The following is a 26,931-nucleotide window of genomic DNA, read 5'->3' on the forward strand; positions in this document are numbered from 1 at the left end:
GGCGTGTACCGGGGCGCTCGGCCGTACGCTGGGGCGATGACCGATCCCGGCCCGGCATCCGACCTGCCCCGCCTCGTCGACCCGGTGATGATCGCCGCGTTCGAGGGGTGGAACGACGCGGGTGAGGCCGCGAGCACGGCGCTCGAGCATCTGGAGCTCAGCTGGGACGCCACCCCGCTGACCTCGATCGACCCGGAGGAGTACTACGACTTCCAGGTCACGCGCCCGCACGTCCGCTACACCGACGGCGTCACCCGCAAGATCGAGTGGATGACGACCCGCCTGTCGGTGGCCACGCTCCCCGGCACCGAGCGGCACGTCGTGCTCGTCAACGGCATCGAGCCGAACCTGCGCTGGCGGTCGTTCTGCTCCGAACTGCTCGGGCACATCGAGCGGCTGGGCGTGACCAAGGTCATCACGTTGGGTGCGCTGCTGACCGACATCCCGCACACGCGGCCCACCACCGTGAGCGGCATCTCCTACGACGTCGACTCCGCGAAGCGGATGCAGGTGGAGCAGTCCACCTACCAGGGCGCCACCGGGATCGTCGGGGTCTTCCAGAACGCGTGCGTCGAGGCCGGCATCCCGGCGATGTCGTTCTGGGCCGCCGTCCCGCACTACGTCTCCCAGGCCCGCGTGCCGAAGGCCGCCGTGGCGCTGCTGCACCGCATCGAGGAGGTCCTCGACGTCGAGGTGCCCCTCGGCGGGCTGCCGGAGCAGGCCGAGGAGTGGGAGCGCACCGTCTCGGAGATGGCCGAGGCCGACGACGAGGTCCGCGAGTACGTGCGCCAGCTCGAGGAGCAGGCCGAGGCGGAGGACACCGATGTGCTCCCCGAGGCCGACGGCGACGCGATCGCCGCCGACTTCGAGCGCTACCTGCGCCGGCGCGGCAGCGGGGGCGCAGGCAGCTGACGGGGCGCGCCGCCCGGGCCGGGCTCTACGCCGGCGCGTTCCTGGGCCCGTTCGGCGGGGGCGTCACCGTGGCGATGCTGCCGGAGCTGGGTTCCGCGTTCGGCGTCTCCGCGGGCACCGCCTCCGTCTCGGTCACCGCGTACCTGCTGCCGTTCGCAGCGGTCATGCTCGTGTCCGGCACGCTCGGTGAGCGGTGGGGGCGTCGGCGCACCGTCGTGCTCGCCTACGCGGCGTACGTGCTGGCGTCGCTGCTGTGCGTCCTGGCCTGGGCGTGGCCGGTGTTCCTGGTCGGGCGGGCGTTGCAGGGCGTCGCGAACGGGTTCACCACCCCCCTGCTCCTCGCCGCGATCGCCTCCGCGACGGCCCCGGACCGGCTCGGCCGGGCGCTGGGCTGGTTCGGGTCGCTGCAGGCACTCGGCCAGACCTCGGCGCCGCTGCTCGGGGGGCTCGCGGCCGAGGTCGACTGGCGCTGGGCGTTCGGCGGCGTCGCCGTGGTGGCCGCGCTGCTCGCGGTGGCCGGGATCCCGTCCGGTGCGCCGTCGGCCGGGCGGGCCTCGCCGCGGCCCTCCCTGCGCTCGGCGTGGCGGCTGTCGGTGCTGCGGGCGGGGCTCGTGGCGGCCGTCGGCTGGGGGTGCCTGGCCGGGCTGAACTTCCTGGTCGCGCTGCGGTTGGAGGAGGAGTTCGCGCTGGGTTCCTCCGCGCGCGGGCTCGTGCTGACCGGGCTCGGGGTGGTCGGGCTGCTCACGGCACGGCTCGTCGGCGGCGGGGTCGACCGCATCGGGCCTCGGCGCGCCGTGCTTCTCGGGGCCGGGCTCGGGGCGCTGGTCGTCGTCGCGATGGGGCTCGCGCCCGTGGTGTGGGCCGTCGCGGCGGCGTGGGCGGTCGGCGGGGCCGCGACCCAGCTCGTGCTCGTCGGCGTCAACGCGCTGGTGCTGGGCTCGTCGGAGGGCAACCCGGGCGGGTCGATGTCGGTGGTGCAGGCCGTGCGGTTCGGCGGCGGCGCGCTCACCCCGCTCGCCCTGACCCCGGTCTACGCCGCCGACCCCGTCGCGGCGTTCCTGGTCCCCGCACTCGTGCTGGCGGTCGCGGTGCCGGTGGCGCTGCCCCGTCAGGCTCCGAGCGCGACCAGCAGCGCGCGGGAGTAGGCGCGTCGACGTCGACGTCGACGTGGCGGGTGCCGTCGGCGGTGACCACGGCCCCGCCGTCGCCCACCGGCTCCAGCGCGCGGAACGCCGGCCCCAGCGCGGTGCGGAGCCGGCCCTCGTGCGGGAGCCGGACCGCCGCCTCGGCGTCCATCGCCGTCCGGGCCCGTCCGGTGGTGCCGGTGAACCGCAGGGTGCGCCCGCCCGGGCCGTCGTGCACCTCGATCGTCAGCTCGCTGGCACCCACACCTGCTCGTCCATGCCCCGGTCGGCGATGACGAACCGGTCGCCCGACGTCGGCGCCCACGGCAGGCCCGCGGCCCGCAGACGGTGCGCGAGGTCGAGGGAGATCACGGGACGGCGTGCTTCCTCAGGTCGGCGAGGTCGATCCACTCCAGCGTGCGGGCGTGGGTGGCCTCGAGCACGACCGGCGGCGCGGCGCCCGCCTCCAGCGCCTCCGCCCACCGCGACGCGCACAGGCACCAGCGGTCACCCGGGTTCAGCCCCGCGAAGCCGTACTCCGGCTTCGGCGTGGACAGGTCGTTGCCCGCTGCGGCGCTGAACTCCAGGAACTCCGCGGTGACCTGGGCGCACACCGTGTGCACGCCCTGGTCCTCACCGCCGGTGTCGCAGCAGCCGGTGCGGTAGAAGCCGGTCATCGGGTCGGTGCCGCAGACCGCGAGGTCGCCGCCGAGCACGTTGTGGGCCATGTGCGACATGCAACCAGAACGGGTAGCCGGGGGCATGTCCGCGCACGAGAACCAGCAGCCCGACCCCGACGGCCCCCTCAACCCCCACGCCCCCGAGCTCGACCTCGAGGTGCCGGTCCCGGCCTCCCCGGCCGAGACCAGCCAGGACGACGAGGACTCCGACACCCCGGAGACCCCGGACTAGAGCCGCACCCCGAGCAGCGCGTCGAGGGCGTCGCGGACCAGCGCCGGGGCGGCCTCGTCGGTGCCCCGGCGTTCCAGCGCCAGCGCGGCCCACGCGTCGACGGCGGCGATGGCCCGGGGGGTGTCGAGGTCGTCGGCGAGATGGGTGCGCAGGCTCGTGACCAGGTCGTCGGCCGCCGGGGCGGCGGTCAGCGCGACGGCCTCGCGCCAGCGGGCCAGCCGGGCGTTGCCCTCGTCGAGCAGGGCGGCGGTCCAGGCGCGGTCGGTGCGGTAGTGCCCGGCGAACAGGGCGATCCGGATCGCGTTCGGGTCGACGCCCTCCGAGCGCAGCTTCGAGACGAAGACCAGGTTGCCGCGGGACTTGGACATCTTCTCGCCGTCGAGGCCGATCATCCCGGTGTGCGTGTAGTGCCGGGCGAACGGGTGCACGCCGGTGAACGCCTCGGCATGGGCGGCCCCGCACTCGTGGTGCGGGAAGATCAGGTCGGAGCCGCCGCCGTTGAGGTCGATCTGCGGGCCCAGGCGGTTGAGGGCGATCGCGGCGCACTCGACGTGCCAGCCGGGACGCCCGGCGCCGAGATCGGACTCCCAGTGCGGCTCACCGTCGCGGGCCATCCGCCACAGCAGGGGATCGAGCGGGCTGCGCTTGCCGGGCCGGTCGGGGTCACCGCCGCGCTCCGCGGAGAAGCGCAGCATCGTCTCCTCGTCGTAGTTCGACTCGTAGCCGAAGTGCCCGGTGACGGCGGCGTCGAAGTACACGTCGGGGTACTCGGCGTCGTCGACGCGGTAGGCCGCACCGGATGCCAGGAGCTTCCCGACGAGCTCGGAGATCTCGCCCATCGCCTCGACGGCCCCGATGTAGTGCCGCGGCGGGATGACGCGCAGCGCCTCCATGTCCTCGCGGAACAGGGCGGTCTCGCGCATGCCGAGCACGACCCAGTCGTCCTGGTCGCGGGCGGCGCGCTCCAGGAGCGGGTCGTCGATGTCGGTGACGTTCTGCACGTAGTGCACGTCGTGCCCGAGGTCGCGCCACAGCCGGTTGACCAGGTCGAACGCCAGGTAGGTGGCGGCGTGGCCGAGGTGGGTGGCGTCGTAGGGGGTGATGCCGCAGACGTACATGAGTGCTTCGCGCCCGGGGGCGGTGGGCCGGATGCGGCCGGTGGAGGTGTCGTACAGGCGCAGGGGCGGGCCCTCGCCGGGCACGAGCGGGACGTCGACGGAGGCCCAGGTGTGCATGGGTCACAACTTACGCGGGCTCACCACCACTCGGATGCGAGCTTCGACTCGATGTCGCGGACGTGCCGCCGTGTGCAGGCCGGGCACAGCCACCCGTCCGTCCCGCGCGACCACGTCGGGTCGGCCCCCTCCCGCACGGCCGGGCAGCGCTCGCACCCCTGCGGCCGGTCGATGCGGTACACGACGTGCCGTCCGTCGTCGACGGGGTTACCGGGCTCCAGGTGCCCTTCGGCGATGCGGACGAGCCCGGCCTTCTCCAGCGCCCGCCACGACGCGACATTGCCCGCGGCGACCGCCACGATCACGCACGGGGCGTCCGGGAACACCCTCCAGGTGTCGGCGAGCAGCGAGCGGATCATCGGCGTGCCGAGGCCGCGGCCGGGCTCGCCGACCAGGTAGTCGATCGTCATCGCGCCGTCGGGGACGTCGGTGAGGGCGGCGAACCCCGCGTGCTCGTCGGGGTAGGCGTCGACGCGGCACCGCTGGGCCAGGCCGAACGGCCGCCCGTCGACCGACGCGATGAGGTCCTCGCTCGGCTCCTCGCCGCGCAGGGTCGGCCCGAAGTCCCGCTCGACCGCCTCCGGGGAGGTCTCGTGGTTCCACCAGCGCGCGACGGCGGGTTCGGCGAGCCAGCGCCCCAGCAGCAGGAAGTCGTCGGCGGCGACCGGCCGCCAGGTGATCACGCGCGCGCGGCGGCGACCACCGCGTCCCCGAACCGCTCGAAGGAGACGGTCATGTCGGGGACCACCCGGTTCATCAGCGGCGCCAGCGGCCCGCCGAACACCTCGGCCATCGTGAAGTCGGTGCGGCCCCCGTCGAGCGGGACGAGGGTGAACGTCCGGACGCCGCGGTACAGGCCCAGCGGCATCCCGCCCGACCAGACCATCTCCCGCGGCTCGTCCATCCGGTCGACGGTGAGGGTGAACGTCCGCCCCGGGGCGACGGCCGACACCATCGCGATCTTCTCCCCCACCGCGATCCGGCCGCCCAGCGACACCACCGCCGGGTTCCAGGAGGGGTACGCGGGGGCGTCGGTCAGCAGGTCCCACACGGTCTGCGGGTCGGCGTCGACGACCCGGTGCACGCGGTACGAACTCGGCACGGCTCCTCCTCGGGTACGGCGGCCGACCGTAGACCTCCGGGGCCGGTCGCGACAGGACCATCGGGCCCCGTACGGTCGGGTGCGTGCGGTTCGTGCCGGAGGCCCTGCCCGCCGAGCAGGTCGACGAGGCACGGCGCTTCTACGCCGCCCGGACCCCCGGCCGCGGTCCGGGCTCACCCGCGGAGCTGGCGGAGGTGCGGGCGCGGAGGCCGGCTCCCGCACCCGCCGACCCACCCGCGGTCGAGGAGCTGGTCGACGGCCGGGTCCCGGTGCGGATCACCGTCCCTGCCGACGGCCCGCCGTGCGGCGTACTGCTGGACGTGCACGGCGGAGGCTTCTACCTGGGGTCCGCGGCGCAGGACGACGTGTGCAGCCGGGCCCTCGCCGACACCTTCCGGATCGCCGTGGTGGGTGTCGACCACCGGCTCGCGCCCGAGCACCCGTGGCCCGCCGCCCCCGACGACTGCGAGACGGTGGCGCGCTGGCTCGTCGAGCACTCCGAGGCCCGCTTCGGGTGCTCCCGGCTCGCGATCGGCGGGCGGTCCGCCGGTGCGACGCTGGCCGTGGCCACCCTGCTCCGGCTGCGGGACGCGGGCGCCGTCGACCGGTTCGTCGGTGCCGCGCTCCAGTTCGGCACCTACGACCTGAGCGGGCGGACCCCGGCCGGGCGTCGGATCGGCGACGAGTACTTCCTCCGCGCCTACGCCGGCCACGTGCCGGACCGCACCGTCCCGGACGTCTCCCCCGTCTTCGGCGACCTGCGCGGCCTCCCTCCGGCGTTGCTGGTCGTCGGGAGCGAGGACGTGCTGCTGGAGGACAACCTGGCGATGGCGGCCCGGCTCCACACCGCCGGGAACGGCGGCGAGCTCCGGATCTACCCCGGCGCGCCCCACGGCTTCACCGGCCACCCCACGGAGCTCGCCAGGACCGCGCTCCGTGGGGTCGGATCGTGGCTGGTCGACGCCCTGGGTCAGCGGCGGGTGCGGAGGTAGTCCGCAACCACCTCCGCGCCGAGCCCGTCGAGGGTGGGGGCCACGACCCGCCCGCCGCACCGCCTGGCCAGGCCGTCGAGGAACGCCGCGAGACGGGGGTCCTCGCCGAGGACGAAGAACGTGAACACGGCGCGCAGGCCGGCGAGGCGGTCGACCTCCGCCACCGTGGCGCGCAGCGTGGCGGGGCTGGTCGGGTAGTCGAACGCGGCGTGCCCGTCGGGTTCCAGGTGCGCCGTCGGCTCCCCGTCGGTGACGACGAGGACGACCGGCTGGGCGTCGGGGTTGCGGCGCAGGTGCTGCCCGGCGAGCAGCATCGCGTGGTGCAGGTTGGTGCCCTGCTCGTAGGCGCCGTCGAGGCCGACCAGCTCCCCCAGCTCCACCGAGCGGGCGTGCCGGCCGAACGTGATCAGCTTCAGGTCGTCGCCGCGGAAGCGGGTGGAGATCAGCTGGTGCAGCGCGAGCGCGGTGCGTTTCATCGGCACCCAGCGCCCGTCCTGCACCATCGACCACGACGTGTCGACGCACAGCGCCACGCACGCACGGGTCTTCTGCTCGGTCTCGACGATCTCCACGTCGGTGACGTCCAGCGAGCGGGGGTCGCCACCCGCCCGGCGCAGCTGCGCGTTGAGCAGCGTCTTCGGCACGTTCCACGCCTCGGTGTCGCCGAACGCCCACGGCCGGGTGGCGCCGGTGGCCTCGCCCGCCGCCCCGGAGCGGTTGGTCTCGCGCTCCCCGCGCCGGGCCCCGATCCGGTCGACGACCTCCCGCAGCGCCGACTCCCCGAGCCGCCGCAGCGCCTTCGGGGACAGCTGCAGCGAGCCGTCGGCGGCGCGGGTGAACAGACCCTGCTTCTGCAGCTCACGCTCCAGGTCGGCCAGCGCGCGGGCGTCGACCCGGGCCTGGTCGCCCAGGTGCTTGCCGACCGACTCCAGGTCGATGTCCTCCAGCCGGGCGCCCGGGTAGCTCTGCGAGAGCTGCTCGGCGAGCGCGTCGAGCTGGCCCAGCTCCTCCATCGCCCGGGTGGCCTCTCCCATGCCCATCGGGTTCTCGCCGCGGAACCGGCCCTGCCCGTCCCAGTCCTCGCCGGGGCGCAGTCCCTGGAGCTGGGCGTCGAGCTGGGCCAACGCCTGCGCGAGCCTCGGGTCGCCGAACGCCTGCTGGGAGAGCTCCATCAGCTCGGCGCGCTGCTCGGCCGACATCGAGTTGAGCATCCGCTGGGCGGCCGCCGCACGCTGCGCGAGGGTGTCGATCAGCTCCTCGGTGGACTGTGGGTTCTCCGGGAAGTGCTCGCCGTGCTTCGCCATGAACTGCTGGAACTGCTCGGTGGTGTCCTGCCCGGCGGCGTGGTTCGCGAGCAGGCCGTTCAGGTCGTCGAGCATCTCCCGGATGGCCTCGACGTCCTGCGGTGTCGCGTTCTCCATCGCCTGCTTCATCCCGGCGAAGCGCTGGTCGAGCAGCTCCCGGCCGAGCAGGTCGCGGATCTCCTCGTACGCCTCACGGGCGTCGGAGTTCTGCCAGTCGTACTCGTTGAGCTCGCGGACGGCACCGCCCGTGTCGTTGGGCAGGGCGTCGAGCTGCATCTCGCGGAAGCGGGCGTCGTCGGTGTCCTGGCGGCCCAGGGAGTCGAGTTCGGCGTCCAGCGCACGCCGCAGCAGCTCGCGGACCTCCTGCAGCGTGCCGTCGAGCCGGTTCTCCCGCTGCAGCTTGCTGCGGCGCTGGTAGATCTCGCGGGTGAGCTCGTCGAGACCCCGGCGGTTCTCCATGCCGCGGCGCAGCAGTTCCTGCAGGGCCGTGCGGGGCGAGGACCCCTCCATCACGTCGCGGCCGATCTCGTCCATCGCCGCGCGCAGGTCGAACGGCGGCGCCAGCGGGTCGGGACCGTCGACGTAGGGGCCGTACTGGTAACCGGGGCGGCGTCGTGTCACCCCTCCACGCTACGTCTCCGCACCCCGGTCGTGCTCGTCGTCGATCCGGTCCAGGAACGACCCGATCTCGGCCAGGAAGGCCTCGCGGGCCTCGATCTGCACCCAGTGCCCGCACCCCTCCAGCAGCACGACGCGCGCGTCCGGCATCGCCGCGGCGGCCCGCACGGAGTCGCCGGGGTCGACGAGGCCGTCCTCGCGTCCGTGGAGGAACAGCGCGGGTGCCCGGATCTGTCCGACCCGCCCGCTCAGGTCGTTGCGCATCCGCCACGGCCCGACCGTGGCCTGGTTGTAGCGCAGGTAGCCCAGCCGGACGCGCCGAGACTCCCGCACCATCTCCGCGCGCACGCGCGGCGGCACGGTGGCCGGGTCGTGCACCATCACCCGGACCGCGACGGCGGTGAACCGGTTGGCCAGGCCGAGCACCGGGCGCAGCACCGCATCGGGGAGACGCCCGGCCAGCCAGGCCAGCGGGTGCAGCACGCGGTTCCCGGCGTAGCGGGCCAGCCCACCCGGTGCGACGAGGACGAGCCCGGCGACGCGGTGGCGCAGGGCGACGTTGAGCACGACGTCACCGCCCATCGACACCCCGACCCAGACGGCCGGGGTCGACCCGGCGACCGCCACGGCGAGATCGGCCATCGCGACGGGCGACCCGTCGACCGGGACGCCCTCGGTGTATCCGAACCCCGGGAGGTCGAGGGCGAGCACCGGTCGCGAGCGGGCCAGCTCGCCGAACACCTCGAACCAGGAGATGCCCGCGTTGTCCGGCCCACCCCCGTGCACGAGCACGACCGGGACGCCGCCTGCCGTGCCGCCGCGTAGGACCCGGACCCGCCCACCGGAGTGCTCGACGAACCCGACACGGGCCCCCGCGGGGACGAGAGGTGCGGTCACCCAGCGATCATGCCGGATGAGAAGCCGCTCACGGACCGTTCATGGTGGCGCCATCCACCGGCCCGACTCTCGTTCCCATGACGAGAGCGCTGCCCCTGACCCCCAGCATCGGTTCGGTCGCCCGCACCCGGCTCGCCGGTGACGCGGCCACGGTCGTCGGGTGGTTGCGGGTGCTGAACGGCGAGGACGGCCCTGCAGAGGTCGCCGCCGCCCTCGACGCGCTCGGCGCACTGCGCACCGACCTGCGCTCGCTGCGCCCGATCCTGGACAAGGCCTGGACGGTGGCACTGCGTGACGGCCTCGACGAGGTGACGACCACCCTCGCGCGGATCGCGGCCCTCGACGGGCAGGCCCGGCTGCTCGCGGAGTGCGCCGGCTCCGCGCCCGCGGACGCCATCGTCGGTGCGACGGCCCATGAGCGCGCCGCCCTCCTGGGGACCGTCCCGACCGCGCTCGACCCGGAGACCGGGGCCGCGCTCGCCTTCCTCGCCTCCGGCCGCGAGCCCGCCCCGCTGCGCGCCGCCGCCCCCGTCGGCGACCCGGGCCTGCCCGCCGCGGTGCTCCTCCCCCCGATGCTGCACCGGCGCTGGCGCAAGCTCGTGAAGGAGACGCCGCGCCACGACCTGGAGTCGCTGCACCGCCGGGCGGCCGAGCTGATCGTCGTCGTCGAGGTCGCGGCCCGCCTCGAGTTCCCGGTGATGGGCCTCTGGCCCGCCGCCGACGCCCTGCGCTCCGCTGCGGCCGCCGCGCTGCGGGTCGGCGCGGCCCACCGGCTCAAGGACCGCCTGCCCGCCTGCGCGACCCGCCGGGAGCTGTCGCGGATCGTCACCCGCCGGGTGCGGGTGACCCGGCAGGTGGAGAAGGCGCTCGCCGAGGTCGCCGATCTCGGGCACCTGCTCCCCGCCGACGACGACGGCCCGGCGAAGGTCGCGGGCGGCGGCCTGGTCGTGCGCCCGGGCACGGACGGACCGGAGGTGCTGGTCGTGCACCGCGTCCGGCACGACGACTGGTCGATCCCCAAGGGCGCCACCGCCCCCGGGGAGACCGTGCAGGAATGCGCGCTGCGCGAGGTCCGCGAGGAGACCGGGCTGCGCTGCCGGATGGAGGCGGAGATCCACTCCGTGCGCTACCGCGACCGCAACAACCGGGCCAAGCACGTCCGGTTCTGGCACATGACGCCCGTCGGACCGGCCGCGCCGCCGGACCCGGCCGAGATCGACGAGGTGCGCTGGGTGCCGCCGGCCGCCGCGCGCGGGCTGCTGACCCGCAAGCGCGACCGTGCCGTCGTCGACGCCTACGCCCGCGAGCACGGCGCGCAGACGGCGGCCTGAGATGTTCTCGGTCCTCTGGCGCTTCCGCGACACGCTCATGCCCTACCGCCGCGAACTGACGACCGGCGGCCTGCTCATCCTCGCGGCCGCCGGCCTCGCACTGGCCCTGCCCTGGCCGCTCAAGATCGTCGTCGACCACGTGCTGGCGGGCCGCCCGTTCGGGATGCCGTCCGGGCCGACGCCGTCCGGGCCGACGCCGTCCGGGCCGACGCCGTCCGGGCCGACGCCGTCCGGGCCGACGCCGTCCGGGCCGACGCTGTCCGGGCCGGCCCTGCTCGCGGCGTGCATCGCAGCGATCTGCGTGGTCGCGACGCTGGGCGCGCTCACCACCTATCTCGCCGAGCGCACGCTCTCGGGCGTCGGGGAGAGGATGCTGGCCGACCTGCGCACGGCCATGTTCGCCCACCTGCAGCGGCTGTCCCTGGGCTACCACCAGACCCAGCGCGTCGGCGACCTCGGCAACCGGCTGACCAACGACGTCAACACGATCCAGAGCCTGCTGGTCGCGGTGCTGTCGGTGCTGCTCCCCAACGCGACGCTGCTGGTCGGGATCCTGGTCATCTCCGTGACGATCGACCCGTTCTTCGCCCTGCTCTCACTGCTCGTCGTGCCGCCGCTCCACCTGGTGCTCGTGCGCTACCGGAAGATCATCAAGAGCTGGGCCGCGACCGCCCGCAAGGAGGAGGGCCGCGTCGCCTCGCACGCCTCCGAGGTGCTCTCGGCGATCCGGTTGGTGACGACGAACGCCGGTGAGGGCCGCTCGGAGAGCCGCTTCCGCTCCTTCTCCGACGCCCGCCTCGCCGCGGGCCTGCAGCGCGTCGACTTCGCGGCCCGGCTGCCCGCCGCCGTCGACGTCATCGTGCACACCGGCCGGGCCGTGGTGCTGCTCGTCGGCACGTTCCGGGTGCTGGACGGGTCGATGGAGCTCGGCCTGCTGCTGGTGTTCCTGGCCTACAACGAGAAGCTCTACCAGCCCGTCAAGCAGCTCGCGAAGCTGCAGACCACGATCAGCAAGGGGCAGGCGAGCTCCGACCGCGTGCTGGAGGTGCTCGCCGTGGAGGCGGCCGTGCGCGACCGGCCCGGGGCCCGCCCGCTGCGCCGGATGCGCGGCCACGTCGCCCTGCGCGGCGTCACCTTCGGCTACGACCCGGCCCGCCCGGTCCTCGACGGGATCGACATCACGGCCCTGCCCGGGCAGATGATCGCGCTCGCCGGGCCGACCGGTGCCGGGAAGTCGACGGTGTCCGGGCTGATCCCGCGCCTCTACGACGTGCAGTCCGGCTCGGTCGAGCTCGACGGCCACGACGTCCGCGACCTGACCCTGGGCTCGATCCGCGACCAGGTCTCCCTCGTGCCGCAGGACGCCGCGCTGATGTCCGGCACGATCCTGGACAACATCGCGTTCGGCGCCCCGCACGCCACCCGCGAGCAGCTGATCGAGGCCGCGGAGGCCGCGTACGTCGACGAGTTCGTCGACCGGCTCCCCGACGGCTGGGACACCGAGGTGCACGAGCGCGGGAGCTCCCTGTCCGGCGGTCAGCGCCAGCGCATCGCGATCGCCCGCGCACTCGTCCGGAACTGTCCGGTCGTCGTCCTCGACGAGCCGACCTCCGGGCTCGACGCCGTCAGCGAGTCGCTGGTGATGAAGGGCCTGGAACGGCTGACGGCCGGGCGCACCGTGATCGTCGTGGCGCACCGGCTCTCCACGCTGCAGAGGGCCGACCGGATCTACGTGATCGACCGCGGGCGGGTCGTCGACTCCGGGACGCACGCCGAGCTGGCCGCACGGCCCGGGGTCTTCCGCGACATGAACCGGCTGCTCGACGACCACACCGACACCCACGCGGCGCCGCCGCGCCCCTCCCCCGGCCCGCGGCTGGTGGCGGCGAGCTGAGCGCACGGGTGCCGGGGCCGGTCGCTAGGGTCGGCGCCATGGCACGGACCCAGCGCGGGCGGAGGACCAAGCTGCGGCCCGACCCGCCGGACACCCCGTCGCGCTGGGACCCGCCGCCGTCGGTCGTCGAGCACGAGATGGTGTGGGACGGGATCGACGCGGGTGCCGACGTCGAGGTGCCGCCGCACGTCGCCGACCTGGACCTGCGCGAGTGCCGCTGGACCGGAGCCGACCTGAGCGGGCGCGAGCTCACCGGGTTCCGGGTCCGCGACACCCGGTTCGTGAACTGCGACCTCTCCGGCGCGGTCCTCGACGACGCCGTGCTGCGCCGCGTCGAGTTCACCGACTGCCGTCTCACCGGCGCGTCGTTCGCCGGGGCCCGGCTCGACGACGTGCGGATCACCGACTGCAGCGCCGACCTCACCGGCTTCCGGATGGCGAAGGCCACGGCCGTACTGGTGGAGAACACGTCCCTGCACGGTGCCGACCTCTACTCGATGTCCGCCGTCGACTGCGCGTTCCTGGGCTGCGACCTCGGCGAGGCGTCGTTCCACGAGGCCCGCCTCGCCGGCACCCGGCTGCACGGCTCCCGCCTCGACGACGTGCGCGGGGCGATGTCGCTGGCCGGCACGCGGATCAGCCCCGAGCAGCTCGTCCCGGTCGGGGCGGCGCTGCTCGGGGTCCTCGGCATCGAGGTGACCGAGCCGGATCAGCCGTAGCTGACCGAGTCGTCGTCGGCGGTGTCCTTGGCCAGGCGGCGGGTGAGGAACAGCAGTTCCAGGGCCAGCTCCGCGGCACTCGCCATCGGACCGGGCTCCTCGGTTCCGCCGGCGTCGAGCCGCTTCGCGATCTCGGTGAGGGCCTCGACCTTCGGCAGCGCGGCGACGACCTCGGCCGCGGGCACCCGTTCCCCCGTGCGCACCGGCCTGCCGGCGACGGCCTCGGCGAGCGGATCGAGGTCGATCCCGCGCAGCCGCGCTCGGGCGGTGTCGGCGGTGGCCCGGCGGAGCAGGTGCTCCATGTGCTCGATCTCCCGGCCCTCCTCGCCGGAGGCGAACTCCAGCTTGCCGCGCAGCACGGTGGGCACCGACTCGAGGTCGACGGGCCGGGCGACGGCGTGCGGCTCGCCGGTGATCGCGGCGCGGCGCAGCGCGGCGGCCGCGACGGTCTCGGCGGCGGCCACGGAGAACCGCGCCGAGACGCCGGACCCCTGGTCGACCGCACTCGACTCGCGCAGGGCCCGGGTGAACCGCGCGACGATCTCCAGCAGGTGCCGCGGCACGTCGGCGACGAGGTTCGCCTCCTGCTCCACCAGCGTGATCTCGTCGGTGAGCTCGAGGGGGTAGTGCGTGCGCACCTCCGCGCCGAAGCGGTCCTTGAGCGGGGTGATGATCCGCCCGCGGTTCGTGTAGTCCTCGGGGTTCGCGCTCGCCACCAGCAGCACGTCCAGGGGCAGGCGCAGCGTGTAGCCGCGGACCTGGATGTCGCGCTCCTCCATCACGTTGAGCAGCGAGACCTGGATGCGCTCGGCGAGGTCGGGCAGCTCGTTGATCGTGACGATCCCGCGGTGCGCCCGGGGCACCAGCCCGTAGTGGATCGTCTCCGGGTCACCCAGCGACCGGCCCTCCGACACCTTGACGGGATCGATGTCTCCGATCAGGTCGGCGACCGCGGTGTCCGGGGTCGCGAGCTTCTCGGTGTAGCGGTCACTGCGGTGCTTCCAGACGACGGGCAGGTCGTCGCCGAGCTCCGCGACCCGGCGCTGCGACGCCGGGGTGATCGGGTCGTAGGGGTGCTCGCCGAGCTCGGAGCCCTCGATGACCGGCGTCCACTCGTCGAGCAGGTTCGTGATCGCGCGCAGCAGCCGGGTCTTGCCCTGGCCGCGCTCGCCGAGCAGCACGACGTCGTGGCCCGCGATCAGGGCCCGTTCCAGCTGCGGGAGGACGGTGGACTCGAACCCGACGATGCCGGGCCACGGGTCGCGGCCGGAGCGCAGGGCGTCGACCAGGTTGGCGCGGATCTCGTCCTTGACGCCACGCAGCTCGTGTCCGGAGGCGCGCAACGCGCCCAGGGTCTGCGGGAGATCGGAGCTGGGAAGATCATGGGGCACGGTTCCACGCTACGCCCGCGGGCCCCGGTCGGCCCGCGGACCGGACCGGGCCGGGCCGTCCGAGGCGTGGGATCGACATGATCGGGGTTCCGTCATGATCGAAGCCCCGTCGCGCGGGTCTCACGTGCGGGACAGGCCCGCCGACTCGCGGCCGGGAATGCCACTCCCCCGGAGATCGTTGGCATCGGACATGCATTCGCCCGGGCGCACCGCCGTCCTGCTCGGTCTGCTGTTCGGGCTCGCCGGCACCTCGACCTCCGCCGTGACGGTCGCCCTGCCGCAGCTCTCGGCGGAACTCGGTGTCACCGCAGCCACCGCGGCCTGGATCGTGAGCGGCTACACCGTCGCCCTCGCCGTCGCGACGCCGCTGCACGGGCGCCTCGCCGACATGGCCGGGATCCGGCTCCCGCTGACGGTCGGGGTCGCGATGATGAGCGCCGGAGCCGTGGGGGCGGCGCTCGCCCCGAACTTCGGGGTCCTCATGGTGGCCCGCGTCCTGCAGGGCGCGGGCGCGGCGTCGGTCGCGGTGCTCGGGACGGCGCTGATCAGTGCACGGTGGAGCGGCGAGCAGCGGGGGGCCGCGCTGGGCCGGGTGGCCGGGGTCGCCGGGACGCTCAGTGCACTCGGCCCGCTCCTGGGCGGGGCGCTGGAGTCGTTGGGCGGCTGGCGGTGGTCCGTCGCGCTGCCGGTGGTCGGGCTGCTGGCGATCCCGGCCCTGTGGCGCGGCGCCCCCGCGGGTGGCAGCGGCGAGCCCGTCGACAAGGTCGGGGCGCTGCTCGTCGCGGTGGCCGCGTCCGGGTTGGTGCTGCTCATCCAGTCGCCGTCGGCCGGGATCGTGGCCGGCTCGATCGGTGCGGTGCTGCTCGCGGCCGGGGCGCCCGCCGTCGCCTGGTGGATCCGCCGTCGACCGGACGGGTTCCTGCCCCGCTCGATCGTCACCAACGTGACGGTGCTGCGCAGCGCGTTCGCCGCGGCAGCGGTGCCCGCCAGCTGGTTCGCCCTGCTGCTCGGGGTGCCGCTCGCCGCCGCGTCCTGGGGCTGGACCCCCCTGGCCACGGGCCTGCTGCTGGTGCCCGCGGCCCTCGTCGGGTTCGTCTCGCCGCCGATCGCGCGCCGGTTGCTCGCCCGACTCGGCGGCCGGCGCACGATCGCGCTGGCCTGCCCGACCGCCGTGGTCGCGCTGCTGATCGCGGCGCTGGGAGGCGCGCTGGAGTCGCCGTGGCTGCTCGCGCTGGCGGTCGTGCTCGTGACGATCGCGTTCGGCGTCGGGCAGCCGGCGATGATCTCCTCGGTCGGCGCCGCCGTGCCCGGTGCGCAGCGCGGTGTCGCGCTCGGGATCGCCACGCTGGTGTTCCTGACGGGCGCCAGCGTCGGTGCGGCGCTGGTCGGGGGCCTGAGCAGCGTCATCGGCGTACCGGCGGCGTTCTGCCTGCTGATCGCGCTGCCCGTGCTCGGGATCGTCGCGCTGCTCATCGGAGGTCCGGATCGGGTGGAACCGGCCACGGCGGGTTAACCTGGACATCGCCGTTCGAGCGATCGAGACCCCGTCGTGCCGCGGCGCGGAAGCCGATACCAGGGACGGGGAGCATGTGTCAGACAACAGGTGGGGTTCGCCCCCGTCACCGAGCGGGGCCGACCGGATACCGGTGACCGACGCCGGCGCCGAAGCTCGGACCATGACGATCCCGAACCGCGCCGGAAGCGACTTCGCCCGCCTGTCCAGGCGGATCAGCGCCGCAGGCCTGCTCGACCCCGCCCCCGCCCACTACGTCGGCCGCGCGCTGCTCCTCGGGTCCGTGGCCGCCGCGACCGTCACGGCGTTCGTGCTGCTCGGCGACTCGTGGTGGCAGCTCCTCGTCGCCGGGGTGGCCGCGGTCGTCTACGGGCAGGTGGCGCTGTTCGCCCACGACATCGCCCACCGGCAGGTCTTCCGGTCGCGCACGGCGTCGGAGTGGGCCGGGCGCGTCGTCGGCAACCTCGGCATCGGCATGGCCTACGGCTGGTGGATGCAGAAGCACACCCGCCACCACGCCGACCCCAACCACATCGGCCGCGACCCCGACGTCGCGCCCGGGTCGATCGCGTTCACCGCGGACCAGGCCCGGGAGACGCGCGGGGCCACCCGGTTCCTCGTCCGCCACCAGGACGCGCTGTTCTTCCCGGTGCTGACGCTGGCCGGGCTCGACCTGCGCCGTGCCGGGATCGCCGGTCTGCTCCGCGGCCGCATGCCGTTCCGCCGCACCGAGCTCGCGCTGATCGCCGTCCACATCGGCGGCTACCTCGCGGCGCTGTTCGTGCTGCTGCCGCCGGGGCTCGCGGTGGCCTTCTTCTTCGTCCACCAGTGCCTGTTCGGCGTGTACCTCGGCTCGATCTTCGCCCCCAACCACAAGGGCATGACGATGCCGACCGAGCGGATGGACTTCCTCCGCAAGCAGGTCCTGACCTCGCGCAACGTCCGCGGTGGCCCGCTCACCGACGGCCTGCTGCACGTCGCGATGGGCGGGCTCAACCACCAGATCGAGCACCACCTGTTCCCGTCGATGCCGACGCCGCGCCAGCGTCGGGCCCGCGCCGTGGTCCGGGAGTTCTGCGCCGAGATCGGCGTGCCGTACCACGAGACGACGCTGATCGGGTCCTGGGCGGAGATGCTCGGGTCCCTGCGGACGGCCGCGGCGCCGCTGCGCTGAGACGCCTCAACTGAGCAGCAGCAGCGCCGTCGGCACCGCGACGAGCGCCAGCGCGGCGATCCGCACCAGGCCCCACAGGGCCAGCGGCAGGGGTGGGGGCGGTTCGGTGATGCGGGCGAGCCTGCGGTCGAGCGCGGTGGTGAACGAGCTCAGCGCCGCGGCCGGGGCCGCCCCACCCATCGTGCGCAGTGCCCCGACCAGCTCCACGGAGCGCGACCCCGACGCCGCGACGTCGTCGGCCCGCATCTCGATCAGTGCCGCCACCGCCACCTGCGCGCACACCATCCCCTGCACGAACGGGGCGGTCGCGCCCCACGCGACGAACGGCAGCACGACGAGGTCGTGGCGTTCGCGCAGGTGGGCACGCTCATGGGCGAGGACCGCACGGACCCCGGCCGGCTCGAGCGTGTCGAGGACGCCGACGGAGAGCACGAGCCGCGAGCGCAGCCCGGGCAGGCAGTACGCGACGGGGATCGGATGGTCGAGTACGCGGGCGCCGGGGGCCGCGGGCCACGGGGTGCCGAGTACGTCGAGCAGGTCGCGGTGGCGGCGCCGGGCCCGCTGGGTGCGGACGGTGATCGCCACGAGCACCCCGACCAGGCGCAGGGCGAGCAGTGCGGCGAGGACGAGGGCGGCGACGTGGGTGACGCCGAGCCGCGACGGCGCCGAGGCGTCGATCGCCCGGAGCGCGGAGGGCAGGGTGGGGCCCAGCGGCGCCAGCCCGTAGACGACGCCCGCACCGAGCAGCGACAGGCCACCGGCCAGGCCGACCGCCTGCCAGACCAGCAGTGCGCCGACGGGGTCGCGGGCCGGCCAGTGCGCCCGCGCGAGTGACCTGCTGGCCGGTTCGGCCAGCAGGACGCCCAGGAGCAGCAGCCCGAGCGCGGTCAGCTCCATCACACCGGGGATTGTCGCAGGGGCGCTCAGTCGAGCAGGTCGCGCAGGGCGGCGCGCTCGTCCTCGGGGATGGAGCCGAGGAACCGGGCCAGCACGGCGCCGCGGTCGGGGGCCGCGTCGAGGGCGTCGCGCATGAGCTCGGCGACGTGGTCCTCGCGGCTCGCGACGGCCCGGTAGCGGTGCGCCCGGCCCTCGCGCTCGCGGGTGACGAGGCCCTTGCGCTCCAGGCGCCCGAGCACGGTGAGAACGGTGGTGGTGGCCAGGTCCCGGGCGGCGAGCGCGTCCTGGACGTCCCGCGCGGTGAGCGGCGCGGCGGCCGCCCAGAGCGTCTCCATCACAGCGCGTTCGAGCTCACCCAAGCTTGGCACACCGCCATTCTACCCCCGGTAGAAGGCCTCGCCTAACGGATCTGCACCTCGTCGCCGACCTGCAGGTACTCGAACCATGCCATCGCGTTCTCGTGGGTGAGCTTCACGCAGCCCGCGGAGTTGGTGTCCTGCGGGCCCTCGTGGAAGGCGATGCCGCCCTCGGCGAAGAACACCGCGTACGGCATCTGCGTGAGGTACTCCCGGCTCGTCCACTGCTCGGCCTTCCACTCCACCTGGAACGTGCCCTGCGGGGTGGGGTCGATCTCGTCGCCGATCATCACCGGGACCGGGCCGCGGCGGACCGCGCCGTTCTCGATCAGCCACGACGTGCGCCCGGCGAGGTCGACGCAGGCGCGCGCCGTCACCGTGCAGGGGGTACCGGGGACGAACTGCGCGGACGCGGCGGAGCGGACCGGCACCGACACGGGTGCCTCCCGGGTGGCCGCCGGGGCGGACGTCCCGGCCCCGGTCGACGCCGCGGGCTCCGGCGCGGACCGCCGAGCGGACTCCGGCGCGGACTCCGGCGCGGCCTCGGTCGCGGGGGCCGCGGCGGGTTCCTCGAGCGGGGCCCGCTCCGGCGCCGGGCGGGCCGGGGCGGGGACGACGGGAGCGGCCTGCGCGGCGGGCACGGAGACCGGGGCCTCCTCGGCGGCGCCGACCCCGAATCCCACCCCGACGAGCACCGTGCTCACGATCGCCGCGAGCGCGGCCCCGATCGCGGCACCACGCGCACCCTGAGGATGTGCTCGCACGTACTGGCCCCTTCCGGACTTACTGCACATGTCAACGACTTGACCGTGCCGAGGTGACGCCCAGTGTCACAGCCCTCACCTTCCGTGGAAGATCGGGTTCCGCTTCTCCAGCCGGGCCTGCTGCCCCTCGCGCCGGTCGGCGCTGGTCCAGCAGGCCTCGAACGCCGAGAGCAGGGCCGGGTCGTCGTCGGCGAGATCGGCCCGATCCAGCGCCAGCTTGTTGTAGCGCAGGGTGAGCGGGGCGAGTGTCGCGAGCTCCGCGGCCCAGGCGAGCGCGGCCGCCCGGTCCCCCAGCCGGTCGACGAGACCGCGCGCGTGGGCGAGGTCGGCCCCGATCCGGTCGCAGGCGAGCAGGATCGCCCGCGCGGTGCCCCCGCCGCCGAGCCGGGCGAGGCGGCGCACCGTCCACGGGTCGACAGCGAGCCCGATCCGCGCCGTCGGCACCCCGAACACGGCGTCCGGGGTGGCGATCCGCAGGTCGCAGGCGATCGCGAGCTGGGTGCCCGCACCGATCGCGGGTCCGTTGACGGCGGCGACGACCGGCACCGGAGCCTCGATGACGGCCTTCAGCGCCGCGTGCAGGGCGTCGCGGAAGCCGTCGGTGTAGACCTCGCCGAAGTCGGCGCCCGAACAGAAGCTGCTGCCCGAGCCGGTGACGACGATCGCGCGCGCTCCGCCGTCGAGCAGCCCGCCGACGGCCTCGACGATCCGGTGGCACTGGGCGACGTCGAGGGCGTTGCGACGGTCGGGACGGTCCAGCTCCAGCAGGCCCACGGCGTCCGTGGTCGACACGTTGATCACGGACGGGAGGTTACGGGTAGCCACCCGCGGTCGGTTCGGGCCCGAGAGCAGCGGCGCACAGTGTGCGGGCGCGGGGCGGGAGGAAGCCGGCGGGCCGGTCCGGTCCGAGCGGCGCCGCCTCCGCGGCGAGCGTGCGCAGCGCGGTGTACTGCTGCGTGGACGGCCCCCGCTCCCGGTGGTCGCCGAACCCCTGGTCGGGGCACTCGCCGAGGCCCTGGGGTGCCGGTGGAGGAGTGCGTCGACGCAGCGGCGACCGGGTCGTAGGGCGGCGGGGGCGCCGGCGCGACGGGGGCGGCACAGCCCGCGACGAGCAGCAGGACAACCGCGGCGGCGGTCCGGCGGATGTTCACGGCCCGGCCGGGGCACCGGCCGTAGGCTCCCGGGATGACGACGGCGGGCGAGCTGCGGATGGGCACGACGGCGGGCCGCTGGGTGCTGTTCACCACGGTCCTCGGCTCCGGCCTGGTGATGATCGACGGCACCGTCGTCAACGTGGCCCTGGAGTCGATCGGGTCGGAGTTCGGCGCCGGGTTCACCGCGCTGCAGTGGACGGTCAACGCCTACACGCTCACCCTCGCCTCGCTGATCCTGCTCGGTGGCTCCCTCGGTGACCGCTACGGGCGACGGCGGGTGTTCCTGGTCGGCGTGGTGTGGTTCGCACTGGCGTCGCTGCTGTGCGGTCTCGCGCCGGACGTGGAGACGCTGATCGCGGCGCGGGCGCTGCAGGGCGTCGGCGGGGCGCTGCTGACGCCGGGCAGCCTCGCGCTGATCTCGGCGTCGTTCCACGGGCCGGACCGGGCGGCCGCGATCGGGGCGTGGTCCGGCCTCGGCGGCATCGCCGGGGCGATCGGCCCGTTCCTGGGCGGCTGGCTGGTGGAGTGGACCTGGCGGGCGGTGTTCCTGATCAACCTGCCGCTCGCCGCGCTGATCGTCGTCGTCGCGCTGCGGCACGTGCCGGAGACGCGCGACCCGGACTCCGCCCCCGGCCTGGACATCTCCGGCACCGTGCTCGCCGTCGTCGGGCTGGGGGCGCTGACGTACTCGCTGACCGGGCTCGGCGAGGCCGGTCCGACGCCCGCGCTCGTCGCGGGACTCGCGATCGGGGGGCTCGCGCTGGTCGCGTTCGTGATCGTGGAACGGCGTTCCCGCCATCCCCTGGTGCCACCCGCGCTGTTCACGGACCGCACGTTCAGCGGGGCCAACGCGGTGACCCTGCTGATCTACGGCGCCCTCGGCGTCGTGTTCTTCCTGCTGGTCCTGCACCTGCAGACCGTCGCCGGGTTCACCCCGCTCGCCGCGGGCACCTCGCTCCTGCCGGTCACGGCGATCATGTTGATGTTCTCCGCGCGGGCGGGTGCGCTGGCCGGGCGGATCGGCCCGCGGATCCCGCTCACCGTCGGCCCGCTGGTCAGCGCCTGCGGGCTGCTGCTCATGCTCCGCATCGGCGCCGACGCCACCTGGGTGCTGCACGTCCTGCCCGCGGTGCTGGTGTTCGGCGCCGGGCTCGCGCTCACCGTCGCCCCGCTGACGGCGACCGTCCTCGACGCCGCCCCCGACCGGTACGCGGGCTCGGCCTCGGGGGTCAACAACGCCGTCGCGCGCGCGGCCGGGCTGCTCGCCGTCGCCGTGATCCCGGGGCTGGCCGGGATCGGCGGGACCGACTACACCGACCCCGTCGCCTTCGGATCCGGTTTCCGGACGGCCTTGACGATCGGTGCCGGCCTGCTCGTCGCCGCGTCCGTGCTGGCGTTCGCACTGGTCCGGCGGCCGGGCGCCCCCGCCGAGCCGACGCGGCGGGTGCGGATCGAAGAATGCGCCCACTGCGGCGTCACCGGGCCGCAGGTGCATCCCGCCCGTTAGCCGAGCTCGAGCGCCTCCGCGAGAGCGCGCATCGGGGGCAGCGGGTCGGCGTAGCCCTCGGTGAGGACCTGGGCGCACACGTGGTCGGCACCCGCGTCGACGTGCCCGGCCAGCTGCGCGGCCACCGCGTCGGCGTCGCCGTGGGCGACGAGTGCGTCGATCAGCGCGTCGCTGCCGCCGTCGGCGATGTCGGCCTCGGTCCACCCCAGCCGCAGCAGGTTGGAGGTGTAGTTGCGCAGGCCCAGGTAGGGCTTGTGGACGAACGGGCGGCCGACCGAGCGGGCCCGCTGCGGGTCGGTGTCGATCACGACCTTGTGCTCCGGCGCCAGCAGCACGCCGTCGCCGAGCAGCTCGCGGGACTCCCGGGTGTGCCGGGGCGTCGTCAGGTACGGCTGGGCGCCCGCGGAGCGGTCGGCGGAGAGTTTCAGCATCTTCGGGCCCAGTGCGGCGATCGCGCGGCCCGCGGACGGGACCCCGGCGGCGTCGAGCTCGTCGAGGTAGGCGACGAGCGAGGCGTAGGGCCGGGTGTAGTCGCTGGTGGCCTCGGGATGCCCGACGCCGACCCCGAGCAGGAAGCGGCCGGGGTGCCTCGCCTCGATGCGGTGGTAGGACGCGGCCACCTCGGCGGCGGGCGAGGACCACATGTTGACGATGCTGGTCCCCACGGCGACGTGCGTGGTGGCGTCGAGCAGCGACTCGGCGAGCGCGAGGTCCGCAGGCGGCGAGCCGCCGATCCAGACCGCGCCGTAACCCAGAGCCTCGATCTCCCGCGCCAGCTCGGGGGTGAGCCCGCCCGCGTGCCGCCAGATGCCGTACCTGCCCAGTTCGACCGTCATGACCGGCGTAACCCCCCGCCCGGCCGCGGCATTCCGGGCGGCTGTCGGGGGTCGCGCATAGGGTCGGAGACGTGAACGAACTGCTCTCCCGCGCCGCTCCCCTGCGCATGCGCCCCCGGGTGCTCGTGCCCGCCGACCCGCGCCGCCCCCGCCAGGCACCGGCGGGCACCGAGGCCGTCGTGGTGGGCGGGGGGATCGCCGGGATCAGCGCGGCGGTGGTGCTCGCGGAGCGCGGCGTCGCCGTCACGCTGGTCGAGGCCGCCCCCACGCTGGGCGGGCGGCTCGGGGCGTGGCCGCACACGCTGCCCGACGGCACGCAGCAGGTCGTCGAGCACGGCTTCCACGCGTTCTTCCGCCACTACTACACCTGGCGCGCGGTGCTGCGCCGGATCGACCCGGAGCTGTCGTTCCTGCGCCCCGTCGGCGGCTACCCGGTGATCTCCCGGGAGTGGCCCGACGAGGACCTCACGTCGCTGCCCGGATCGCCCCCGCTCAACCTGCTCGCACTGTTCGCCCGTTCCCCCAGCCTCGGCCTGCGCGACCTGTTGGGCTCCGACCAGGCCCTGGCCGCCCAGCTCCTCGCCTACGACCGCGACCGCACCACCGCCCGCTTCGACGAGATACCCGCCGCGGAGTTCCTGAGGTCGCTGGGGATGTCCGACCGCGCGCAGGCGATGCTGTTCGAGGCGTTCGCACGCTCGTTCTTCGCCGATCCGGGTGCACTCTCGGCGGCCGAGCTGATCGCGATGTTCCACTACTACTTCCTGGGCAACCCCGAGGGCATCGCGTTCGACTCCCCCGACACCGACCACCTCACCTGCATCTGGGCGCCGTTCGCGGCGTACCTGCAGGCCCGCGGTGCGGAGATCCTCGTGAACAGCCGCGTCAGCGCGATCGCCCCGGTCGACCGGCACCTCTGGCAGGTCGAGGTCGACGCCGCCCCGTCGCTGCGCACCCGCCACCTGGTGCTGGCCACCGACCCGGGTGCCCTGCGCGCGATCGTCGCCGGATCCCCGGACATGTCGGTCGCCGCACCGAAGCTGGCCCGCAAGGCCGCGGCCATCGCGGTGGCGCCGCCGTTCGCGGTCACCCGGCTGTGGCTCGACCGCGACGTGCTGCCCGAGCGGGCCACCTTCAACGCCGTGAGCCGCGAGGCCACGCTCGACTCCGTCACGATCTACTCCCGCCTGGAGCGCCCGTCGGCGGAGTGGGCGGCGCGCACCGGCGGGTCGGTCGTCGAGCTGCACTCCTACGCCTGCGACGCCCCCGACGCCGACACGGCCACCGCGCGGATGCGGGCCGAGCTCGCCGCGCTGTGGCCGGAGACCGTCGCGGCCCAGGTCGTGCACCTGCAGCAACGCATGGAGGCCACCGCGCCCACCTGGCCGCCCGGCGGCGCCGGCACCCGGCCCTGCGTCACCGGTGACGCCCGGGGGATCCGGATCGCGGGCGACCACGTCGACTCGCCGTTCCTCACCGGCCTGATGGAGCGGGCCTCGGTCACCGGGGTGCTCGCGGCCAACGACATCCTCGACGAGGTCGGCGCCGGGCCCGAGGAGATCCGCGGGATCCCGCAGCGGGGCCTGCTCGCGCGGCGATGAGGGTCGCTCTCGACCCCGGCCGCCGCGACGGGCCGGTGCGGATCCGTCGCCTCGCCGACGACGGCACCCCGCTGGCCGATGCCGAGACGCTCCCGGACCTGGCCGCGGCCGCGGCGGTGGAGCGCGAGCACGCCCCGCGCTGGGTGTTCGCCCGGTCGCGGACCTACCGCCGGCTGCTGGCCGCGGGCGTGCGTGTGGGCCGGGCGCACGACGTCGAGCTGGTGGAGGGGCTGCTGGTCGGTGCGGCCGGGCGGTTCGGCGACCCGCACGGGCTGGCCGCCGCGGCGGCGCGGTCGGCCGGGCGCGTACCCGATCCCGATCCGACCCCGACCGACGACGGCCCACCCGGCCTGTTCGACACCGGTCCCGCCCACGACGAGCTGGCCGACGTCGTCGCGGTGCACAGCGCCCAGCTCCGGTCCCTGACCGACCCACGGCTTCGGCTGCTGGCCGCCGCCGAGTCGGCCGGTGCCCTCGTCGCGGAGGAGATGACCGCGCACGGGCTGCCGTGGAGCGCAGAGCACCACGACGCCCTGCTCACCGCCCTGCTCGGCCCGCGGCCGGTGCTCGGCGGGCGTCCGCCGCGGCTCGCCGCCCTCGCGGCGCAGATCACCGCCGCGTTCGGCCGCCCGGTCAACCCCGACTCCCCCGCCGAGGTACTCCGCGCGTTCGCCCGCGCGGGCCACGAACTGACCAGCACCCGCGCGTGGGAGCTGCGCCACGTCGAGCACCCGGCCGTGACACCGCTGCTGGCGTACAAGGAGCTGGCGCGGCTGCACGTCGCCCACGGCTGGACGTGGCTGCGGACGTGGGTGGTCGACGGTCGGTTCCATCCCGAGTACGTCGTCGCCGGAGTGGTGTCGGGCCGCTGGGCCACCCGCGGTGGCGGCGCGCTGCAGATCCCGAAGGCGCTGCGCGGGGCGGTGCGGGCCGATCCGGGGTGGCGCCTCGTCGTCGCCGACGCGGCGCAGCTCGAACCACGGGTGCTCGCCGCACTGTCCGGCGAGCACGGCCTCGCCCCCGACGTCGACGACCTCTACGCGACACTCGCCGCCCGCGAGTTCGGCGGCGACCGCGACCAGGCGAAGCTCGCCCTGCTCTCCGCGATGTACGGCGCGAGCGCGGGGCAGGCCGGTGAGCTGCTGGTCCGGCTGCGCCGGCGGTTCCCCCGCGCGATGGCCTACGTCGACGGCGCCGCCCGCGACGGTGAGTCGGGCCTGCTCGTGCGCTCCCACCTGGGCCGCACCTGCCCACCGGCGCGTCCCGGCGACGAGGAACCCGCCCGCTCCCGGGCCCGCGGCCGCTTCACCCGCAACTTCGTCGTGCAGGCCACGGCCGCCGAGTGGGCGCTGGTGCTGCTCGCCGAACTGCGCCTGCTGCTGCGCGGCGGTCCGGCCGAGCTGGTGTTCTTCCAGCACGACGAGGTGGTGCTGCACTGCCCGGCCGACCTGGCCCCGACGGTCCTCGAGGCGATCGCGACCGCCGCCGACACCGCCCGTCTCCGTCTGTTCGGCGACACCCCCGTCCGCTTCCCGCTGACCGCCCGGGTCGTGGGCTCCTACGACGAGCGCTAGCCCTGCGCCGCGGCGAGCACGTCCTGGGCCATCGACAGCATCCCGAGTGCGTTGGGGTGCACCGGGGCGGCCGGCGACGTCGGCACCAGGCCCTCGATCCACTTCGTGCCCGGCAGCGTGCAGACGTCGTGCCCGATGAACCGCTCGTAGGTGTCGACGAAGGTCACCCCGGCCGCGGCGGCCTCCTCGGCGAGCATCGCGTTGAGCGCCTTCTCGGTGTCGCGCAGGTACGCGACGTCGCCCGCGCTGAACGGGACGACCGGGAAGCAGCCGGCCCCCTCCGGCAGGATCGCCGGGTAGCCCACGAGGTACACCTCGGCGTCCGGCGAGCGCTCGGCGATCGCGGCCAGTGCGTCGCCCACCTTGGGGGCGGTGTCGTCGATGCGGGCGGCGAGCTCGTCGCTGCCGTCGGAGCCGGTGAAGAAGTCGCGGCAGGCGGCGCCGAGCGGTTCGCGCGGCGAGCGGGTGGCGCACTCGGAGATGATCGTCGCGAAGCCGATGTCGTTGCCGCCGATGGACAGCGTGACGCCCGCCGTGTCGGTCCCGAGCGCGTCGAGCTGCGGGGGGTTGGTGCCGAGCTGGGTCACCTGCGGCGCGAACAGGTCGTCGGTCCTCCCCCCGCTGCAGCTGACGTCGCGGAAGTCCGGGACGCGCCCGGTCTGCGCGACCAGCGTCGGGTAGTTGCGGTTGGAGCGCAGGCAGCCCGCCGGGGTGCCCGTCTGCAGCGGGATCAGCGGGCCCGCCGCGAACGAGTCGCCGAGTGCGACGTAGGAGTCGAACAACGGCTCCGCCGCGAACGGACTCTCCGCCGGTGCGGCCCCCGCGGGCGTCGCCAGGACGACGCCGAGCGCGAGGACCGTCGCCGGCACGAGGGACTTGGCGATCCGGACGGGGCTCAGACGCATCACGTCCGGTCGAACGAGCCACAGCGCCACGGGTTACTCAGACGTACTCGTCGTGCAGCCGCCACCACTCGTACGGAGCACCCTGCGGCGAGTCCCCCCGGTGCCTCCGTCGCGACTGCGGCTGTGGAGTACGTCCGGAACACCCGGTCGCTCACGCAGGGACGCGCTCAGCCCGAAGCCCTCGATGGTGGGGTGGGCGTGCCATGAGGCCAGGACGAC

General features: G+C 74.8%; 26 protein-coding genes. 12 read left to right on the forward strand and 14 right to left on the reverse strand.

Annotated elements, in window-relative coordinates; translation table 11 throughout:
- Positions 1–36 precede the first annotated feature (36 nt).
- Together I4I81_RS07980 and I4I81_RS07985 are read left to right on the forward strand one after the other, a co-directional pair.
- Positions 37–912 (forward strand): PAC2 family protein, encoded by an 876-nt coding sequence (locus I4I81_RS07980; protein ID WP_218604706.1) that lies wholly within the window; start codon positions 37–39, stop codon positions 910–912.
- A complete protein-coding gene (locus I4I81_RS07985; RefSeq protein ID WP_218616538.1) occupies positions 909–2,057 on the forward strand; it encodes an MFS transporter in 1,149 nt (382 codons plus the stop codon). The genes I4I81_RS07980 and I4I81_RS07985 overlap by 4 nt, the downstream gene beginning before the upstream one ends.
- 225 nt (positions 2,058–2,282) lie before the next feature.
- Here the strand turns inward: I4I81_RS07985 and I4I81_RS31135 are convergent, their stop codons facing one another.
- Both I4I81_RS31135 and I4I81_RS07990 read right to left on the reverse strand, forming a co-directional pair.
- Positions 2,283–2,408: a hypothetical protein gene (locus tag I4I81_RS31135; RefSeq protein WP_267460854.1), complete on the reverse strand. Its 126-nt coding sequence runs from the start codon at positions 2,406–2,408 to the stop codon at positions 2,283–2,285.
- Entirely contained in the window at positions 2,405–2,764 is a 360-nt protein-coding gene (locus tag I4I81_RS07990) for a DUF2237 family protein (protein WP_218615927.1), read from the reverse strand. Before I4I81_RS07990 ends, I4I81_RS31135 begins: the two co-directional genes overlap by 4 nt.
- 34 nt (positions 2,765–2,798) lie before the next feature.
- Here I4I81_RS07990 and I4I81_RS07995 point away from each other — a divergent pair, with 34 nt between their 5' ends.
- Complete coding sequence (locus I4I81_RS07995) at positions 2,799–2,948, forward strand: hypothetical protein (RefSeq protein WP_218615928.1); 150 nt, start codon at positions 2,799–2,801, stop codon at positions 2,946–2,948.
- On the opposite strand, the gene mshC is transcribed toward I4I81_RS07995, so the two are convergent.
- The 3 genes from mshC to I4I81_RS08010 are packed head-to-tail and all read right to left on the reverse strand — an operon-like array spanning position 2,945 to position 5,285.
- A complete protein-coding gene (mshC, locus tag I4I81_RS08000; RefSeq protein WP_218605265.1) occupies positions 2,945–4,183 on the reverse strand; it encodes a cysteine--1-D-myo-inosityl 2-amino-2-deoxy-alpha-D-glucopyranoside ligase in 1,239 nt (412 codons plus the stop codon). The genes I4I81_RS07995 and mshC overlap by 4 nt on opposite strands.
- 20 nt (positions 4,184–4,203) lie before the next feature.
- The gene (locus I4I81_RS08005) at positions 4,204–4,866 is read right to left on the reverse strand and encodes a GNAT family N-acetyltransferase (RefSeq protein WP_218605264.1); all 663 of its coding nucleotides are present in this window, start codon (positions 4,864–4,866) and stop codon (positions 4,204–4,206) included.
- Positions 4,863–5,285 (reverse strand): SRPBCC domain-containing protein, encoded by a 423-nt coding sequence (locus I4I81_RS08010; RefSeq protein ID WP_218605263.1) that lies wholly within the window; start codon positions 5,283–5,285, stop codon positions 4,863–4,865. Before I4I81_RS08010 ends, I4I81_RS08005 begins: the two co-directional genes overlap by 4 nt.
- Before the next feature lie 83 nt (positions 5,286–5,368).
- Here I4I81_RS08010 and I4I81_RS08015 point away from each other — a divergent pair, with 83 nt between their 5' ends.
- Positions 5,369–6,277 carry an alpha/beta hydrolase gene (locus I4I81_RS08015; protein WP_218605262.1) on the forward strand — a complete coding sequence of 303 codons (909 nt, stop codon included), beginning with the start codon at positions 5,369–5,371 and terminating at the stop codon, positions 6,275–6,277.
- Here the strand turns inward: I4I81_RS08015 and I4I81_RS08020 are convergent.
- Together I4I81_RS08020 and I4I81_RS08025 are read right to left on the reverse strand one after the other, a co-directional pair.
- Positions 6,256–8,202 (reverse strand): vWA domain-containing protein, encoded by a 1,947-nt coding sequence (locus tag I4I81_RS08020; protein ID WP_218605261.1) that lies wholly within the window; start codon positions 8,200–8,202, stop codon positions 6,256–6,258. The genes I4I81_RS08015 and I4I81_RS08020 overlap by 22 nt on opposite strands.
- A 9-nt stretch (positions 8,203–8,211) precedes the next feature.
- On the reverse strand, positions 8,212–9,096 hold the full coding sequence (locus I4I81_RS08025; protein WP_218605260.1) for an alpha/beta fold hydrolase: 885 nt from the start codon (positions 9,094–9,096) through the stop codon (positions 8,212–8,214).
- A 77-nt stretch (positions 9,097–9,173) separates the two neighbouring features.
- Here I4I81_RS08025 and I4I81_RS08030 point away from each other — a divergent pair, with 77 nt between their 5' ends.
- The 3 genes from I4I81_RS08030 to I4I81_RS08040 are packed head-to-tail and all read left to right on the forward strand — an operon-like array spanning position 9,174 to position 13,040.
- A complete protein-coding gene (locus I4I81_RS08030) occupies positions 9,174–10,427 on the forward strand; it encodes an NUDIX hydrolase (protein WP_218615929.1) in 1,254 nt (417 codons plus the stop codon).
- A 1-nt stretch (position 10,428) separates the two neighbouring features.
- Positions 10,429–12,321, forward strand: coding sequence for an ABC transporter ATP-binding protein (locus tag I4I81_RS08035; protein WP_218604467.1), 1,893 nt, complete (start codon positions 10,429–10,431; stop codon positions 12,319–12,321).
- Positions 12,322–12,359: 38 nt separating this feature from the next.
- Positions 12,360–13,040: a pentapeptide repeat-containing protein gene (locus I4I81_RS08040; RefSeq protein WP_218604466.1), complete on the forward strand. Its 681-nt coding sequence runs from the start codon at positions 12,360–12,362 to the stop codon at positions 13,038–13,040.
- Here I4I81_RS08040 and I4I81_RS08045 read toward each other — a convergent pair.
- Entirely contained in the window at positions 13,031–14,431 is a 1,401-nt protein-coding gene (locus tag I4I81_RS08045; protein WP_218604465.1) for an ATP-binding protein, read from the reverse strand. The genes I4I81_RS08040 and I4I81_RS08045 overlap by 10 nt on opposite strands.
- A gap of 190 nt (positions 14,432–14,621) precedes the next feature.
- Between I4I81_RS08045 and I4I81_RS08050 the strand changes: the two genes are divergently transcribed.
- Both I4I81_RS08050 and I4I81_RS08055 read left to right on the forward strand, forming a co-directional pair.
- Entirely contained in the window at positions 14,622–15,944 is a 1,323-nt protein-coding gene (locus tag I4I81_RS08050; protein WP_218604464.1) for an MFS transporter, read from the forward strand.
- Between the two features lie 163 nt (positions 15,945–16,107).
- Positions 16,108–17,118: a fatty acid desaturase family protein gene (locus I4I81_RS08055; RefSeq protein WP_218604463.1), complete on the forward strand. Its 1,011-nt coding sequence runs from the start codon at positions 16,108–16,110 to the stop codon at positions 17,116–17,118.
- Between the two features lie 6 nt (positions 17,119–17,124).
- Here I4I81_RS08055 and I4I81_RS08060 read toward each other — a convergent pair whose 3' ends face one another.
- The 4 genes from I4I81_RS08060 to I4I81_RS08075 all read right to left on the reverse strand — a co-directional run bounded on the left by I4I81_RS08060 (position 17,125) and on the right by I4I81_RS08075 (position 19,936).
- Entirely contained in the window at positions 17,125–18,015 is an 891-nt protein-coding gene (locus I4I81_RS08060) for a M56 family metallopeptidase (RefSeq protein WP_218604469.1), read from the reverse strand.
- A 26-nt stretch (positions 18,016–18,041) separates the two neighbouring features.
- Positions 18,042–18,383 (reverse strand): BlaI/MecI/CopY family transcriptional regulator, encoded by a 342-nt coding sequence (locus I4I81_RS08065; protein ID WP_185717862.1) that lies wholly within the window; start codon positions 18,381–18,383, stop codon positions 18,042–18,044.
- 32 nt (positions 18,384–18,415) lie between these two features.
- Positions 18,416–19,135: a L,D-transpeptidase gene (locus tag I4I81_RS08070; protein WP_218615930.1), complete on the reverse strand. Its 720-nt coding sequence runs from the start codon at positions 19,133–19,135 to the stop codon at positions 18,416–18,418.
- A gap of 75 nt (positions 19,136–19,210) precedes the next feature.
- The gene (locus tag I4I81_RS08075; protein ID WP_218602535.1) at positions 19,211–19,936 is read right to left on the reverse strand and encodes an enoyl-CoA hydratase; all 726 of its coding nucleotides are present in this window, start codon (positions 19,934–19,936) and stop codon (positions 19,211–19,213) included.
- 384 nt (positions 19,937–20,320) lie between these two features.
- Here I4I81_RS08075 and I4I81_RS08080 point away from each other — a divergent pair, with 384 nt between their 5' ends.
- Positions 20,321–21,796: an MFS transporter gene (locus tag I4I81_RS08080; protein ID WP_218602534.1), complete on the forward strand. Its 1,476-nt coding sequence runs from the start codon at positions 20,321–20,323 to the stop codon at positions 21,794–21,796.
- On the opposite strand, the gene I4I81_RS08085 is transcribed toward I4I81_RS08080, so the two are convergent.
- Positions 21,793–22,632: an LLM class F420-dependent oxidoreductase gene (locus I4I81_RS08085; protein WP_218602533.1), complete on the reverse strand. Its 840-nt coding sequence runs from the start codon at positions 22,630–22,632 to the stop codon at positions 21,793–21,795. The two genes, I4I81_RS08080 and I4I81_RS08085, sit on opposite strands and share 4 nt — an antisense overlap.
- Positions 22,633–22,703: 71 nt before the next feature.
- Here I4I81_RS08085 and I4I81_RS08090 point away from each other — a divergent pair, with 71 nt between their 5' ends.
- Both I4I81_RS08090 and I4I81_RS08095 read left to right on the forward strand, forming a co-directional pair.
- Positions 22,704–24,233 (forward strand): FAD-dependent oxidoreductase, encoded by a 1,530-nt coding sequence (locus tag I4I81_RS08090; RefSeq protein WP_275967510.1) that lies wholly within the window; start codon positions 22,704–22,706, stop codon positions 24,231–24,233.
- Positions 24,230–25,807, forward strand: coding sequence for a bifunctional 3'-5' exonuclease/DNA polymerase (locus I4I81_RS08095; protein ID WP_218602532.1), 1,578 nt, complete (start codon positions 24,230–24,232; stop codon positions 25,805–25,807). Before I4I81_RS08090 ends, I4I81_RS08095 begins: the two co-directional genes overlap by 4 nt.
- Here the strand turns inward: I4I81_RS08095 and I4I81_RS08100 are convergent.
- A complete protein-coding gene (locus tag I4I81_RS08100) occupies positions 25,804–26,712 on the reverse strand; it encodes an SGNH/GDSL hydrolase family protein (protein ID WP_218602531.1) in 909 nt (302 codons plus the stop codon). The two genes, I4I81_RS08095 and I4I81_RS08100, sit on opposite strands and share 4 nt — an antisense overlap.
- Positions 26,713–26,931 lie beyond the last annotated feature (219 nt).

It is taken from the genome of Pseudonocardia abyssalis, assembly GCF_019263705.2.
In the GTDB taxonomy this organism is placed as follows: Bacteria; Actinomycetota; Actinomycetes; order Mycobacteriales; family Pseudonocardiaceae; genus Pseudonocardia; species Pseudonocardia abyssalis.

Excerpts from the sequence above, each read along its gene's own strand:
- I4I81_RS08085 (WP_218602533.1), bottom strand. The coding sequence starts at position 22,632 with ATGACGGTCGAACTGGGCAGGTACGGCATCTGGCGGCACGCGGGCGGG.
- I4I81_RS08050 (WP_218604464.1), top strand. The coding sequence starts at position 14,622 with ATGCATTCGCCCGGGCGCACCGCCGTCCTGCTCGGTCTGCTGTTCGGG.
- I4I81_RS07980 (WP_218604706.1), top strand. The coding sequence starts at position 37 with ATGACCGATCCCGGCCCGGCATCCGACCTGCCCCGCCTCGTCGACCCG.
- I4I81_RS08060 (WP_218604469.1), bottom strand. The coding sequence starts at position 18,015 with ATGGAGCTGACCGCGCTCGGGCTGCTGCTCCTGGGCGTCCTGCTGGCC.
- I4I81_RS08080 (WP_218602534.1), top strand. The coding sequence starts at position 20,321 with ATGACGACGGCGGGCGAGCTGCGGATGGGCACGACGGCGGGCCGCTGG.
- I4I81_RS08100 (WP_218602531.1), bottom strand. The coding sequence starts at position 26,712 with ATGCGTCTGAGCCCCGTCCGGATCGCCAAGTCCCTCGTGCCGGCGACG.
- I4I81_RS08035 (WP_218604467.1), top strand. The coding sequence starts at position 10,429 with ATGTTCTCGGTCCTCTGGCGCTTCCGCGACACGCTCATGCCCTACCGC.
- mshC (WP_218605265.1), bottom strand. The coding sequence starts at position 4,183 with ATGCACACCTGGGCCTCCGTCGACGTCCCGCTCGTGCCCGGCGAGGGC.
- I4I81_RS08030 (WP_218615929.1), top strand. The coding sequence starts at position 9,174 with ATGACGAGAGCGCTGCCCCTGACCCCCAGCATCGGTTCGGTCGCCCGC.
- I4I81_RS08040 (WP_218604466.1), top strand. The coding sequence starts at position 12,360 with ATGGCACGGACCCAGCGCGGGCGGAGGACCAAGCTGCGGCCCGACCCG.
- I4I81_RS07990 (WP_218615927.1), bottom strand. The coding sequence starts at position 2,764 with ATGGCCCACAACGTGCTCGGCGGCGACCTCGCGGTCTGCGGCACCGAC.
- I4I81_RS07995 (WP_218615928.1), top strand. The coding sequence starts at position 2,799 with ATGTCCGCGCACGAGAACCAGCAGCCCGACCCCGACGGCCCCCTCAAC.
- I4I81_RS08055 (WP_218604463.1), top strand. The coding sequence starts at position 16,108 with ATGACGATCCCGAACCGCGCCGGAAGCGACTTCGCCCGCCTGTCCAGG.
- I4I81_RS08095 (WP_218602532.1), top strand. The coding sequence starts at position 24,230 with ATGAGGGTCGCTCTCGACCCCGGCCGCCGCGACGGGCCGGTGCGGATC.